At 68.3% G+C, this 13,487-nt stretch carries 10 protein-coding genes and 2 pseudogenes; 9 read left to right on the top strand and 3 right to left on the bottom strand.

What is annotated here, in order from left to right; translation table 11 throughout:
- Positions 1 to 118: 118 nt before the first annotated feature.
- Both AC07NN_RS04285 and AC07NN_RS04280 read left to right on the top strand, forming a co-directional pair.
- Positions 119 to 1,651 carry a tryptophan halogenase family protein gene (locus tag AC07NN_RS04285; protein WP_494637883.1) on the top strand — a complete coding sequence of 511 codons (1,533 nt, stop codon included), beginning with the start codon at positions 119 to 121 and terminating at the stop codon, positions 1,649 to 1,651.
- A complete protein-coding gene (locus AC07NN_RS04280) occupies positions 1,648 to 3,165 on the top strand; it encodes a tryptophan halogenase family protein (protein WP_494637882.1) in 1,518 nt (505 codons plus the stop codon). Before AC07NN_RS04285 ends, AC07NN_RS04280 begins: the two co-directional genes overlap by 4 nt.
- A gap of 20 nt (positions 3,166 to 3,185) precedes the next feature.
- Here the strand turns inward: AC07NN_RS04280 and AC07NN_RS04275 are convergent.
- Positions 3,186 to 3,313: pseudogene (locus tag AC07NN_RS04275) on the bottom strand (hypothetical protein); the annotation flags it as partial.
- A 9-nt stretch (positions 3,314 to 3,322) separates the two neighbouring features.
- Here AC07NN_RS04275 and AC07NN_RS04270 point away from each other — a divergent pair.
- Positions 3,323 to 3,907, top strand: a complete 585-nt coding sequence (locus AC07NN_RS04270) for a TetR/AcrR family transcriptional regulator (RefSeq protein WP_494637881.1) — start codon at positions 3,323 to 3,325, stop codon at positions 3,905 to 3,907.
- 61 nt (positions 3,908 to 3,968) lie between these two features.
- Here AC07NN_RS04270 and AC07NN_RS04265 read toward each other — a convergent pair whose 3' ends face one another.
- A complete protein-coding gene (locus AC07NN_RS04265) occupies positions 3,969 to 5,282 on the bottom strand; it encodes an amidohydrolase (protein ID WP_494637880.1) in 1,314 nt (437 codons plus the stop codon).
- Positions 5,283 to 5,469: 187 nt separating this feature from the next.
- Complete coding sequence (locus AC07NN_RS04260; protein WP_494637879.1) at positions 5,470 to 7,572, bottom strand: alpha-glucuronidase family glycosyl hydrolase; 2,103 nt, start codon at positions 7,570 to 7,572, stop codon at positions 5,470 to 5,472.
- Between the two features lie 338 nt (positions 7,573 to 7,910).
- Between AC07NN_RS04260 and manD the strand changes: the two genes are divergently transcribed.
- The 6 genes and pseudogenes from manD (at position 7,911) to AC07NN_RS04230 (ending at position 13,473) form a co-directional block, all read left to right on the top strand.
- Positions 7,911 to 9,122: a D-mannonate dehydratase ManD gene (gene manD / locus AC07NN_RS04255; protein WP_494637878.1), complete on the top strand. Its 1,212-nt coding sequence runs from the start codon at positions 7,911 to 7,913 to the stop codon at positions 9,120 to 9,122.
- 7 nt (positions 9,123 to 9,129) lie between these two features.
- Positions 9,130 to 10,545: a glucuronate isomerase gene (gene uxaC / locus AC07NN_RS04250; RefSeq protein ID WP_494637877.1), complete on the top strand. Its 1,416-nt coding sequence runs from the start codon at positions 9,130 to 9,132 to the stop codon at positions 10,543 to 10,545.
- A 120-nt stretch (positions 10,546 to 10,665) separates the two neighbouring features.
- Positions 10,666 to 11,415 (top strand): FadR/GntR family transcriptional regulator, encoded by a 750-nt coding sequence (locus tag AC07NN_RS04245; protein WP_494637876.1) that lies wholly within the window; start codon positions 10,666 to 10,668, stop codon positions 11,413 to 11,415.
- Positions 11,416 to 11,421: 6 nt separating this feature from the next.
- Positions 11,422 to 11,534: pseudogene (locus AC07NN_RS04240) on the top strand (NlpC/P60 family protein); the annotation flags it as partial.
- 74 nt (positions 11,535 to 11,608) lie between these two features.
- On the top strand, positions 11,609 to 12,274 hold the full coding sequence (locus tag AC07NN_RS04235; RefSeq protein ID WP_494637875.1) for a helix-turn-helix domain-containing protein: 666 nt from the start codon (positions 11,609 to 11,611) through the stop codon (positions 12,272 to 12,274).
- 92 nt (positions 12,275 to 12,366) lie between these two features.
- On the top strand, positions 12,367 to 13,473 hold the full coding sequence (locus AC07NN_RS04230) for an acyltransferase family protein (RefSeq protein WP_494637874.1): 1,107 nt from the start codon (positions 12,367 to 12,369) through the stop codon (positions 13,471 to 13,473).
- Positions 13,474 to 13,487: the final 14 nt, after the last annotated feature.

The following is a 13,487-nucleotide window of genomic DNA, read 5'->3' as shown; positions in this document are numbered from 1 at the left end:
GCTGTCGCGGAGCGACTGAGGGGGCCATCGCCGCCGGCGCCGAGCTGCCCCCTCCGGCCCTCCGGGCCACCTCCCCCAGAGGGGGAGGAGAGTTCAGACTATCCGAGGCCATTTTCGCATGACCCCCAACCCCATCCGCAAGGTCCTGATCGTCGGCGGCGGCACCGCCGGCTGGATGACAGCCGCCGCCCTCGCCAAGGTTCTCGACACCAAGGGCGTCGAGGTCACGCTGGTGGAGTCCGACCAGATCTCCACCGTCGGCGTCGGCGAGGCGACGATCCCGCCGATCACGACCTTCAACGAGATTCTCGGCATCGACGAGGCCGAGTTCATGCGGGCGACCAAGGGCAGCTTCAAGCTGGCCATCGAGTTCCGCGACTGGATGGGTCCGGGCCACCGCTACCTGCACCCGTTCGGCAAGTTCGGTCTCGATATCGAGGCGCTGAAGTTCCACCAGTTCTGGCTGCGCGCCCACCACGAGGGCTGGGCCCCGCCGATCGACGACTTCAACCTGCCGGCCACCGCCGCCACCCACGGCAAGTTCATGCTGCCCAGCAAGGACCCCGGCCAGGTGCTGTCGAGCCTGAAATACGCCTTCCACTTCGACGCCAGCCTCTACGCCAGATACCTGCGCGACTATGCCGAGAAGCGCGGCGTCACCCGCGTCGAGGGCAAGGTCGCCGAGGTCGGCCAGAACGGCGAGACCGGCTTCATCACCGGCGTCACGCTTGAGGACGGCCGGGTGCTGGAGGCCGACCTCTTCGTCGACTGCACCGGCTTCCGCGCCCTCTTGATCGAGCAGACCCTGAAGACCGGCTTCGAGGACTGGGGCCACTGGCTGGCCAACGACCGCGCCGTGGCCCTGCAGTGCGAGATGGGCGGCGACGGCCTCAGCCCCTTCACCCGCGCCACCGCCCACGAGGCCGGCTGGGTGTGGCGCATCCCGCTGCAGCACCGGATCGGCACCGGCTATGTCTATTCGTCCAAGCACATCAGCGACGAGGACGCGCTGAAGACGCTGGAAAAGACCCTGGACGGCGCCCCGACCCAGAAGCCGAACTTCATCAAGTTCCGCCCCGGCCGCCGCAAGCAGATCTGGAACAAGAACGTCGTGGCCATCGGCCTGTCGTCGGGCTTCCTGGAGCCGCTGGAAAGCACCAGCATCCACATGATCCAGGCCGGGATCACCAAGCTCTTGGCCCTGTTCCCCGACAAGGGCTTCAACCCCGTCGAGATCGCCGAGTACAACCGCCTGACCATCCTGCAGGTCGAGCTGATCCGCGACTTCATCATCCTGCACTTCCACGCCAACACCCGGCCCGAGCCGTACTGGAAGCAGCTGCGCGAGATGGAGATCCCGGCCGACCTGAAGCGCAAGATGGACCTGTTCCGCGCTTCGGGACGCCTGTTCCAGTCGGACTACGACCTGTTCGCCGAGCCCAGCTGGATCGCCGTGCTGCTGGGCCAGGGCGTCATGCCCGAGCGCCACGACCCGCTGGTCGACCAGTACGACGAGGCCTTCCTGAAGCGTCAGATGGCGAACCTGGCCGGCGTGGTCCGCCAGACCTCCGACGCCCTGCCGACCCACGAACAGTTCATCGCCCGCTACTGCGCGGCGCCCAAAACACCAGGTCAGGGATTCTCCGCATGACCGCCACCGACCACCGCCTGCGCCGCATCGTCATCGTCGGCGGCGGCACCGCCGGCTGGATGACCGCCGCCGCCCTGGGGCGCTTCCTCAAGGACGGCTTCACCAAGGTCACCCTGATCGAGTCCGAGGCCATCGGCACGGTCGGCGTCGGCGAGTCGACCATCCCGCAGATCAACATCTTCAACCGCATGCTGGGCCTGGACGAAAACGAGTTCGTCCGGAAGACCAAGGCGACCTTCAAGCTGGGCATCGACTTCGTCGACTGGCTGCGGGTGGGCCACAGCTACCACCACCCGTTCGGCCCGTACGGCGTCGACATGGAGGGGGTGTCGTTCCACGCCTACTGGCTGAAGCTGCGGGCGATGGGCCTGGACGACGACCTGGGCGCCTACAGCCTGCAGACCATGGGCGGGCGCATGAGCAAGTTCATGCGGCCCAACAACCAGGCCAACTCGCCGCTCAGCCAGATCGCCTACGCCTTCCAGTTCGACGCGGGCCTCTACGCCAAGTTCCTGCGCGAATACGCCGAGGCGCGGGGCGTCGTGCGCCAGGAGGGCCGCATCCAGTCGGTACAGCAGGATGGCGAGAGCGGCCACGTCACCTCCGTCACCCTGGAGAGCGGCGAGGTCTTCGAAGGCGACCTCTTCATCGACTGTTCGGGCTTCCGGGGCCTCTTGATCGAGCAGACCCTGAAGGCCGGCTACGAGGACTGGTCCAAGTGGCTGCTGAACGACCGCGCGGTGGCCATGCCCTGCGCGCTGGGCGGCTCGATGGCCCCGGCGACGCGGGCGACGGCCCGCCCGCACGGCTGGCAGTGGCGCATCCCGCTGCAGCACCGCCTGGGCAACGGCTACGCCTATTCCAGCCAGTTCGTCAGCGACGACGAGGCCCTGGCCGACCTCCTGAAGAACCTGGACGGCGAGCCCCTGGCCGATCCGAACCTGCTGCGCTTCACCGCCGGCCGCCGCAAGAAGAGCTGGGACAAGAACGTCGTCTCGATCGGCCTGTCGGCGGGCTTCATGGAGCCGCTGGAGAGCCAGTCGATCCACCTGATCCAGGTCGGCATCTCGCGGCTGATGGCCCACTTCCCTGACCGCCATTTCCGCCAGGCGGACATCGACCGCTACAACCGCACCATGACCTTCGAGTACGAGAAGATCCGGGACTTCCTGATCCTCCACTTCAAGGCCACCGAGCGGAACGACACGCCCTATTGGGACTATCTGCGCGAGATGCCGATCCCCGACTACCTGGCCGACAAGATCGAGCTCTTCAAAGGCTCGGGCCGGGTGTTCCGCGAGAACGAGGAGCTATTCAACGACACCTCGTGGTTCGCGGTGTTCATCGGCCAGGGGATCATCCCGGAAGGCCACGACCCGATGGCCGACAACATGGACGAGGCGACGTTCAAGGCGCGCATGGCCGAGATCAAGTCGGTGATCGCCAAGTCGGCCGAGGTGATGCCGGGGCACTTCGAGTTCATCCGGGCGAACTGCGACGCGATGGCGGGGTAGAAGCGCCCCCTCCGTCTCGTCGCTTCGCGCCGATCCACCTCCCCCGCAAGCGGGGCAGGAGGGAGACCAGCATCCTCCTCACCCGTGCAACGGGGGAGGTGGCGCGATGCGGATACGCATCGTGACGGAGGGGGCGCTCCTCCCCTATGGTCGCCCGATGACCACTACCGCCCCCGCCCCCCTCAAACGCGGCCCCGGCCGGCCGCGCGATCCGGAGGTCGAGCGGCGGCTGAAGCGCGCGGCGCTGGAGGTCCTGGCCGAGCACGGCTTCTCGGGCCTGACCCTGGAGAAGATCTGCGAGCGCGCCGGCGCCCCGCGCGCCACCTTCTACCGCCGCTGGGCCAATCCGGTCGAAGCCGTGGGCGAGGCCTTCGACGAGGCCCTGCACCTGGAGGTCCTGCCCGACACCGGCGACGTCGTGGCCGACCTGGTGGCCATGGGCCAGACCATGCTGCGGCTCTACAACGATCCGGTGATGGGCTCGTGCATGAGCTTCATGGTCGCCGAGGCGCGGGTGCGGCCCGAGCTGGTCGCCTGGCACCAGGACGTCTTCCCCCGCCGCCGCGCCCACAACCGCGCCGTGGTCGAGCGGGCCATGGCCCGAGGCCAGGTCGCGGCCGATACGGACCCGGACCTGGTCATCGACGTGCTGAGCGGCCTGGCGATGAACAACCACGCGACGGGGCGGCCGGTGACGGCGGAGATGCTGGAGCTGGTGGTGCGGCGGGTGCTGGGGGTTTAGGGCGAAGGCGCGCCCCCTCCGCCTCGTCGCGTATCCGCATCGTGACGGAGGGGGCGCTTCCCTACTTCCCCACCACATTCAGCACCGCCAGCGTCATCGCCTCCACCCCCGTCCGGATCGTCGGCTCAGGCGTCGGCGCGAAGAATGGCGAGTGGTTGGTGGGCACGGCCCGCCCCTCCGCTTTCGCCTTCTCGATCTCGGCCGGCGCGTAGCCGCCGATGCCGAAATAAACCGACGGCACGCCGGCGATGACGAACTCCGAATAGTCCTCGGACGCCGAGCCGGGCTTGTCCTGCGGCACGGCGTTCTTGCCGAAGGCGGCCTTGAACACCGCCGCCGTACGCTCGGTCAGGGCCGCGTCATTGACCACCATCTTGCCGCCGGGCGTCAGCTTCAGCTCGGCGGGCGGCGCGCCGGCCATGTCGACCACCGCCTTCACGGTGCGCTGGACGCCGTCGAGGATCTTGTCGCGCACGGCCGCGTCCTGGGTGCGGATCGTGCCGCGCAGCCGGACGCGGTCGGGGATGATGTTGCCGGCGCTGCCGCCCTGGATCGAGCCGATGGTCACGACCCCGAACTGGCTGGGGTCCTTCTCGCGGCTGACCACGCTCTGGACGTCCACGACGAAGCGGCTGGCCATCAGGATCGGGTCGATCGTGGCGCTGGGCATCGAGCCGTGCCCGCCGCGCCCCACGAAGGTCAGGTCGATCCCGTCCGAGGTCGAGGTCAGGACGCCGGCCTTGTACGACACCTGGCCCGCCGGATCGTTGCCGACGTGCAGGGCGAAGCCGTAGTCCGGCTTGCCCCCGATCTTGTCCCACAAGGCGTCGCCCAGCATGGCCCGCGCGCCGCTGGTGAGCTCCTCGGCCGGCTGGGCGACGAAGACCAGCGTGCCCTTCCACTTGGCTTTCATCGCGACCAGCTGTTTGGCCGTCCCGACCCAGGCGGCCATGTGGATGTCGTGCCCACACGAATGGGCGGTGAAGGTCTTCTCGTCGCGGTACATCGCCGTCGCCTGGCTGGCATACGGCAGGCCCGACTTCTCCTGCATCGGCAGGCCGTCCAGCTCGGTGCGGATCAGCACCTTGGGCCCATCGCCGTTCTTGAACACCGCCACGACGCCGGTCTTGCCGACGCCCTCGGTCACCGTGAAGCCGAGAGCGCGCATCTGCTCGGCCAGTTTTTTCGCGGTCTCGACCTCCTGGAAGCCGAGCTCCGGGTGGGCGTGGATGTCCTTGTAGAGGCTCTCCAGCGCCGGGTAGTCGCGGTCCAGCTGGGCGTCGATGGTCTTGAGCGTGGCGGGGACGTTCAGCGGGGCGGCTTGGGCGGCGGTCGCGAGGGATGCGGCGAGGGCCGTGGCGGCGAGGAGGTTCATGCGGGAGTCTCGGCGAAGGGGTCAGTGGACTGACGCACGAGTCCGGCCCAACCGCTACTCTTCCCTCTCCCTTTGCGGGAGAGGGTGGCCCGCGAAGCGGGTCGGATGAGGGGTCGCGCTGACGCCGCCGCGCAACCCCTCATCCGTCAGCTGCGCTGACACCTTCTCCCGCAAGGGGAGAAGGAAACTAGTTCCCCGGCGCCCAGGGGAACTGCATCGCTTCGTACGCCTCCAGCGACTTCGCCGGCGCCTTCTCCCCTGCCGGCAACGGGCGCTTGGCGAAGCTCCCGAACCACGCCACCGACGCATCCCGCCACCACTGGGCCTCATCGCGCTGGATCTTCAGGTAGTCGGCCACCTCGGCATGGCGCTGGCTATCCACGTACGGCGCCAAGCCGGCCCACGTCCGCTCCATGCCGTCCACATAGGCCACCCCGCGCCCGTAGCGCTTCACCAGCCCGTCCCACAGGGTGTCGCCCGACTTCAGCCGGTAGTCCCAGCCCACGTGGTGGAACCACAGCAGGTCCTTCTCATCCACGCACTTGAGGTCGGCGTAGCAGCTCCCCACCGGGGCCGCATATTGCGCGGTGGCGTTGGACCCCGTCGACGTACGATCGAAGCCCAAACCGTCCGGCCCGGCCTTGGCGTAGTAGACGCTGGTCCAGTCCGCCCTCGGCCCGCCGGCCACCCACGGTCCCGGCCCGTAATGGTGGCTGCGGCCCATCTGGTGGTGCAGGCCCAGCGGGGTCATGTAGTCCACCGCCGCCTCGCGCGAGCCCATCATCATCTCGACGACCGGCTTCACCAGGCGCGGGTCGTTGCTGAAGGTCATCCGCGCCCAGTCCGTCGCGATGTCGCGCGTCGAGGCCTCCGGGTCCCAGGCCAGCCGCCCGAAGACGTACCAGTTGGCCTGGTCGAACTGCGAGCCGCTCCAGTTGCGGTCGCTACCGATATTGGCCACCCCGGCCATCACCGTCAGCTTGCGACCGTCCAGCTGGCCGTCGACCACCTTGGCCACCGTCGAGCCCTTGCCCTTCGCCATCGTGTCTGACCGCAGGGTCTCCTCGTAGAGCGGGCCCAGATAGACGAGGTGGGTCGAGAACCCGAGGTATTCCTTGGTGATCTGGAACTCCATGCCGAGGTTGCTCTTGGGCATGGCCCCGAACAGCGGGTGGAACGGCTCGCGCGGCTGGAAGTCGATGGCCCCGTTCTTGACCTGGATGACCACGTTGTCGCGGAACTGGCCGTCGAACGGCTTGAACTCGTTGAAGCCCTGCTTGGCGCGGTCGTCGGGCTGCTCGTGCGAATAGACAAAGGCCCGCCAGATCACGACGCCGCCATGCGGTCCGACCGCATCGGCCAGCATGTTGGCCCCGTCGACATGGGTGCGGCCATAGTCCTGCGGTCCCGGCTGGCCCTCGGAATTGGCCTTCACCAGGAAGCCGCCGAAGTCGGGAATGGCCTTGTAGATCTCGTCGGCCTTGGCCTTCCAGAAGGCGGCGACGGCGGGGTCGGCCGGGTCGGCGGTCTTCAGGCCGCCGATCTCGATCGGCGAGGAGAAGCGGGCCGACAGATAGACCTTGATCCCATAGGGCCGGAACGTGTCGGCGAGCGCCGCCGCCTTGGCGATGAAGGGCGCGGTCAGGCTGTCGGACTTGGCGTTGACGTTGTTCAGCACCGCGCCGTTGATGCCCAGCGAGGCATTGGCGCGGGCATAGTCGGTCATGCGCGGATCGACCACGCCAGGCAGCCGCCACCAGTCGAAGATCGACTGGCCGGAATAGCCGCGCTCGACCGTGCGGTTCAGGTTGTCCCAGTGGTTCAGCATCCGCAGCTTCACCTTGGGGGCGCTGGTGATGTCGAGGCTCTCCACTGGCTGGCGGGTCTGGATCAATTCCAGGTAGCGGAACACGCCGTAGAGCACGCCGATGTCGGTCTTGCCGGCGATGACCGTGGTCTTGCGGCCCTTCACCGTCTCGGTGCGGATCCGGTAGCCTTCGTCGGCCAGATCCTTGGCGCCCGAGGTCAGCACAATCACCCCGTCGCGCGAGCCGGCGGCGGCGCTGGCGGGCTTGCCGACCAGGCCTGTGAGGCCGCGCTCCAGCTCGGCGCGGGCGACCTTCATCGTCGGGGTGTTCGGAGTGGGCGCGATGGCGGCGGCGCGGGCGGCGTAGGCGGTTCGGGCCGAGGCCTCGACGGGCTTGTAGCGGAGCCACAAGTCGTAGCCGTCCTCGGCCCGGGCGGCGGGGGCGAGCAGCACGAAGGCCAGGATCAACGCCAGGAAACGCATACGTCTCACTCCCTCCCGACCTCCCCGATGAATACCGGGGCCCAGCTCAAGGACTGGGAGGCGCCAGGCTAGACCCTCTCACAGCCCTACGATCTGGGTCCCGGCGTTCGCCGGGAAGATCGGATATTTTGTACGGATCTCGCCACCTGAAACGTTGCTAGCAAAGACAGCGCCGTCAAAGGTCGGGACACCAGACCTTAGTGGTCTGACCACCCGGTTGACAACCGAAATGGTAGCGGTACACCGGTAGTCAGGGAGGAAGATGGACGCCTCGCGCCTCGATCACGGCGCGCGCTCGGTCTTCGGCCCGCCCTTAAGAGCTCCAAGCAAAGCGTTCCATGCCCAAGATCATCGCCGCCAAGACCATTGTCACGTGTCCGGGGCGCAACTTCGTCACCCTGAAGATCGTCACCGACGAAGGGGTGTACGGCATCGGCGACGCCACGCTGAACGGCCGCGAACTGGCGGTCGAGGCCTATCTGACCCAGCACGTCATCCCCTGCCTGATCGGCCGCGACGCCCACCAGATCGAGGACATCTGGCAGTTCCTGTATCGCGGGGCCTATTGGCGCCGGGGTCCGGTGACCATGGCCGCGATCGCCGCCGTCGATACGGCGCTGTGGGATATCAAGGGCAAGATCGCCGGCCTGCCGGTCTACCAGCTGCTGGGCGGGGCCTGCCGCACGGGGGTGATGGTCTACGGCCACGCCAATGGCGAGACCATCGAGGAGACCCTCGACAACGCCGCCCACTATGCCGAGCAGGGCTACAAGGCCATCCGCCTGCAGACCGGCGTGCCCGGCATGAAGGGGACCTACGGCGTCTCCAAGGACAAGTTCTTCTACGAGCCCGCCGACGGCGACCTGCCCAAGGAGACCCTGTGGTCGACCGAACGGTACATGCGCTCGACCCCCGCCCTGTTCGAGGCCGCCCGCGAGAAGCTGGGCGAGGACCTGCACCTGCTGCACGATGTCCACCATCGCCTGACGCCCATCGAGGCCGGTCGCCTGGGCAAGGATCTGGAGCCCTACCGCCTGTTCTGGATGGAGGACGCCACCCCGGCCGAGAACCAGGCCAGCTTCCGGCTGATCCGCCAGCACACCACCACGCCGCTGGCCGTGGGCGAGATCTTCAACTCGGTCTGGGACTGCAAGCAGCTGATCGAGGAACAGCTGATCGACTACATCCGCGCCACGGTCGTGCACGCCGGCGGCATCAGCCACCTGAAGAAGCTGGCCAGCTTCGCCGACCTGCACCACGTGCGCACGGGCTGCCACGGGGCCACCGACCTGTCGCCGGTCTGCATGGGCGCGGCCCTGCACTTCGACCTGTCGATCCCCAACTTCGGCATCCAGGAATATATGCGCCACACGCCCGAGACCGACGCGGTCTTCCCGCACGCTTACAGCTTCAAGGACGGTATGCTGCATCCGGGCGAGGCGCCGGGCCTGGGCGTCGACATCGACGAGGACCTGGCCGCCAAGTACCCGTACCAGCGCGCCTATCTGCCGGTCGCCCGCCGTCTCGACGGCTCTATGCACGACTGGTGAGATCGAAGTGGCCCACGCGCTGACGCTGCACCCCGACCGCCTGTTCCCCGCCGACCCGCACATGCGCGACATCGCGCGGCGGCTGTATGCGCGGATCAAGGACCTGCCGATCGTCAGCCCGCACGGCCACACTGATCCCAGCTGGTTCTCGGAGAACCAGCCCTTCGCCAATCCGGCGGAGCTGCTGATCATCCCCGACCACTACGTCTTCCGCATGCTCTACAGCCAGGGCGTACCGCTGGAGGACCTAGGCATACCCCGCGTCGATGGCGGGCCGGTCGAGACCGATCCCCGGGCCATCTGGCGGCGCTTCGCCGAGCGCTATCACCTGCTGCGGGGCACGCCATCGCGCATGTGGCACGACTGGGTCTATGCCGAGGTGTTCGGCCTGCGCGAGCGCCTCTGCGCAGAGACCGCAGACCGCTATTACGACACCATCGACGCGGCCCTGAAGCGGCCGGAGTTCCTGCCGCGCGCCCTGTTCGAGCGGTTCAATATCGAGGTGATCGCCACGACCGAGAGCCCGGTCGATACCCTCGACCACCACCACGCCATCGCCGCCAGCGGCTGGAAGGGCAAGGTGGTCACCGCCTATCGCCCCGACAATGTCGTCGATCCCGAGCACCCGGAGTTCACCGACAGCCTGAAGCGCTTCGGCGAGATCGCCGGCGAGGACGTCCGCGACTATGACGGCTATCTGCGGGCGCACGGGAAGCGCCGCGCCGACTTCATCGCCGCCGGCGCCACGTCCAGCGACCACGGCCACCCGACCGCCTTCACGGCCGACCTCCCGGACGCCGACGCGCGCGCCCTGTTCGCCCGCGTGATCGCAGGCCAGGTCAGCCCCGCCGACGCCGAGCTGTTCCGTGGCCACATGCTGGTCGAGATGGCGCGGATGAGCACGCAGGACGGCCTCGTCCTGCAGATCCATCCGGGCTGTTTCCGCAGCCACAACCAGGGGGTCTTCGAGCGCTTCGGCCGCGACAAGGGCGCCGACATCCCGGTGGCGACGGAGTACGTCCAGGCCCTGAAGCCGCTGCTGAACCGCTTCGGCAACGACCCGCGCCTGACGATCATCGTCTTCACCCTGGACGAGACCAGCTACAGCCGCGAACTGGCCCCGCTGGCCGGCCACTACCCCGCGATGCGCCTGGGTCCGGCCTGGTGGTTCCACGACAGCCCCGAGGGCATGCGCCGCTTCCGCGAGCAGACCACCGAGACGGCGGGCTTCTACAATACCGTCGGCTTCAACGACGATACGCGGGCGTTCCTGTCGATCCCGGCGCGCCACGATGTCGCCCGGCGGATGGACTGCGTCTGGCTGGCCCAGCTGGTCGCCGAGCACCGCCTGGACGAGGACGAGGCCCACGAGGTCGCCCACCAACTGGCCTATGATCTGGCCAAGAGGGCCTACAAACTCTGACCAATCGGCGCGAAGGCGCGAAAAAGTACGACAAAACGCTGCGTCACCCGTGTTAGTGATTCACGGACACGGCTATCGCCAAGCGTCCTTTTCCGAGCTCCCCCAAAGTCACCGGCCCACATGTCTGACAACGTCAAGCTCTACCGCAAGATCGCCGACTCGGTGGCCGACTCGATCGAGGCTGGGCAGTACAAGCTGGGCGACCGCCTGCCGACCGAGCGCGAGCTGGCCGAACAGTTCGGGGTTTCGCGCCCTACCCTGCGCGAGGCGATGATCGCGCTGGAGATGCTGGGCATGATCGAGGCCCGCCATGGCCTCGGCATCTATGTCACCGGCAATGTCCGCCCCGTCGCCCCCTCGGCCGAGATGGACTTCGAGATCGGCGCCTTCGAGCTGATCGAGGCCCGCCGCCTGTTCGAGGGCGAGGCCGCCGCCCTGGCCGCCACCTCGATCAGCGACGAGCAGATCGCGGTGCTGGAAGGCCTGCTGCAGCGGATGCATGACGAGGAAGAGATCAGCGGCGAGGACGCCGACCGCGAATTCCACCTGACCATCGCCCGTTCGACCGGCAACGGCGCGATCATCGCCACGATCGAGAACCTCTGGGACTGGCGCAACCGCTCGCCCCTGGCGCGGAACATCCTGACCCGCGCGCGCGGCATGGGCCTGGAGCCTCGCATCGTCGAGCACCGCCGCGTGGTGGATGCGCTGAAGGCCCATGACCCGGCGGCCGCGCGTCAGGCCATGCGCGATCACCTGGAGCGGGTCATCGACCACCTGCTGCATGCGACCGAGACCGAAGCCGTGCAGCGCGCCCAGCAGGAGACCAAGGCGCGCAGGAGTGCGATCGCGAAGCGGGTGGCGATCTAGGACTTCAAATCCTCCCCCTCGCGGGGGAGGTGGCCGAAGGCCGGAGGGGGAAGTTGTCCTGGCCCGGCCTCTTCCCCCTCCGTCGGCTACGCCGACACCTCCCCCGCTGGGGGGAGGATTTTGGTCGCCCCGCCCCGCTCCCCATGACACCGCTTTAACTAGCGTCACGCGTTCGGCGCACTACGTTCGCCGTATGCATCCGCCCCTTCGGCACACCCTCTCGCCTGACCCTGCTCCGCGTCACCTTCATGCCGCGCCCTATGCCGCCATCGTGCTGGAGGGCGGCTATGAGGAGGCCGGCGAGCGCGGTCGCTGGCGGGTCGAGCCGGGTGACGTCCTGGTTCACGCCGCCTTCTGCGCCCACTGGAATCCGACACACAAGCGCGCGGGCCGCCCGGCCGTGGTGCTGAACCTGCCGTTGGGACAAGTCCCCAACTTCCCTGTCGCCCGGATCGCCGATCCCGACACCCTCGTCCGCCTGGCCGAACGCGATCCGATCGCCGCCTCGGCCTTGCTGATCGAGACCTGGACCGCCGGCCGCGCCGCGCTGGACGACGTCCCCGACCGCATGGCCGCCGCCCTCTCCGACATGAGCGACCTGGGCGTCGAGGCCTGGGCCCGCGCCCACGGCGTCTCGCGGGAGACCGCGTTCCGCTGGTTCCGCCAGGTCTATGGCGTCGGCCCGGCGCGGTACCGCGTCGAGGCGCGGGCCCGGCGGGCGTGGGGGATGATTACCAGCGGCACGGCGGCCCTGGCCGACATCGCGGCCGAGGCGGGCTTCGCCGACCAGGCGCACATGACGCGGGACGTGAAGGCGCTGACCGGGATGTCGCCGGGAGCCTGGCGGACGGCGGCTTAGCACCAACGAACGCTCCCTCTCCTCCCCCTTCGGGGCAGGAGAGATGGTCCGGTGACGGCGTGTCCGTCCCGTGGCACAGCTTGGCAATGCGCATGCCCCCGCTGAAGCCCGACTCCGACCAGATGCTGCACCTCGACGCCCTGCGCATCGTGGGCGCCGTCATGATCGTGGTGTTCCACTTCAACCGGTTCATCAACCTGGACGGCCACTGGCAGCTGGCCGACGACACGATCAAGAGCTTCAGCCTGATCGTGGACCTGTTCTTCCTGATCTCGGGCTACGTGATGGCCGCGATCTATACCGGCCGCCTGACCACCGTCGCCAAGTACCGCGACTTCCTGCAGAAGCGCGTGGCGCGGCTGGGGCCGCTGCACTGGCTGACCCTGGCGGTGTTCGTGGTCATCGCCGCCCTCGGCTGGGCGGGCGTGCTGAACGAGCGGGATCCGTCGCGCTACGACGTGAGCTGCATCCCGCAGAACCTGCTGTTCGTCCACGCCTGGGGCACCTGCAAGGCCCAGACCTGGAACTTCGTCAGCTGGGCGATCAGCGCCGAGATGGGGCTCTACATCGCCCTGCCCGCTCTGTTCTGGATCACGGCCAGGGGCCGCTGGGCGACAGCGGCCGTGGCGTTCGGCAGCCTGGCCCTGCTGCTGTGGATCTCCCGCACCGGCGAGCCCTTCTCGCAGTGGACCTACGACTTCGGCGTCGCCCGCGCCGTGCCGGGCTTCATGCTCGGCATGCTGGCGTTCCAGCTGCGCGAGGCCCTGGGCAAGCTGCCCCTGGCGCGGTTCGTGATGTGGGCGCTGCTGGCGGCGTTCTTCGTGGCGTCGGGGATGGGCGCCTCGCGGACGGCCCTGCTGTTCCTGATCTACGCCGTAGGCCTGGCGGGCGTCGCGGCCGATGCGGCGGGCGTCCAGGGCGGGGTGAGCCGGGCCATGGCCCCCTGGGCGCAGCTTTCCTTCAGCCTCTACCTGCTGCACCCGATCGCGCTGAAGATCGCCCTGAACTGGGTGGGCTTCGGGATGTGGAAGCTGGACGGCGACGCGATGCGGCTGTGGTGCCTGTTCTGGATCGTGGCGCTGTTCCCGATCGCCTATTTCTCGCTGATCTGCTTCGAGCGCCCCGCGCGGGATTGGGTGGCGAAACTGGGGAAGGCGAAGACGCCGTTGAACGGCGCGGGCCCTTCGGTCGCGCCGTAGACGCCCCCTCCGTC

The sequence above is a fragment of the Caulobacter sp. GW821-FHT09H08 genome (assembly GCF_059415885.1).
Note: the sequence above shows the minus strand (reverse complement) of the source record. Positions and strands in the feature narration are given on the sequence as shown.

What these genes read in the sequence shown, in the direction of transcription:
- AC07NN_RS04285 (WP_494637883.1), top strand. Translation starts at nt 119, where the DNA reads ATGACCCCCAACCCCATCCGCAAGGTCCTGATCGTCGGCGGCGGCACC.
- AC07NN_RS04280 (WP_494637882.1), top strand. Translation starts at nt 1,648, where the DNA reads ATGACCGCCACCGACCACCGCCTGCGCCGCATCGTCATCGTCGGCGGC.
- AC07NN_RS04270 (WP_494637881.1), top strand. Translation starts at nt 3,323, where the DNA reads ATGACCACTACCGCCCCCGCCCCCCTCAAACGCGGCCCCGGCCGGCCG.
- AC07NN_RS04265 (WP_494637880.1), bottom strand. Translation starts at nt 5,282, where the DNA reads ATGAACCTCCTCGCCGCCACGGCCCTCGCCGCATCCCTCGCGACCGCC.
- AC07NN_RS04260 (WP_494637879.1), bottom strand. Translation starts at nt 7,572, where the DNA reads ATGCGTTTCCTGGCGTTGATCCTGGCCTTCGTGCTGCTCGCCCCCGCC.
- manD (WP_494637878.1), top strand. Translation starts at nt 7,911, where the DNA reads ATGCCCAAGATCATCGCCGCCAAGACCATTGTCACGTGTCCGGGGCGC.
- AC07NN_RS04245 (WP_494637876.1), top strand. Translation starts at nt 10,666, where the DNA reads ATGTCTGACAACGTCAAGCTCTACCGCAAGATCGCCGACTCGGTGGCC.
- AC07NN_RS04235 (WP_494637875.1), top strand. Translation starts at nt 11,609, where the DNA reads ATGCATCCGCCCCTTCGGCACACCCTCTCGCCTGACCCTGCTCCGCGT.
- AC07NN_RS04230 (WP_494637874.1), top strand. Translation starts at nt 12,367, where the DNA reads ATGCCCCCGCTGAAGCCCGACTCCGACCAGATGCTGCACCTCGACGCC.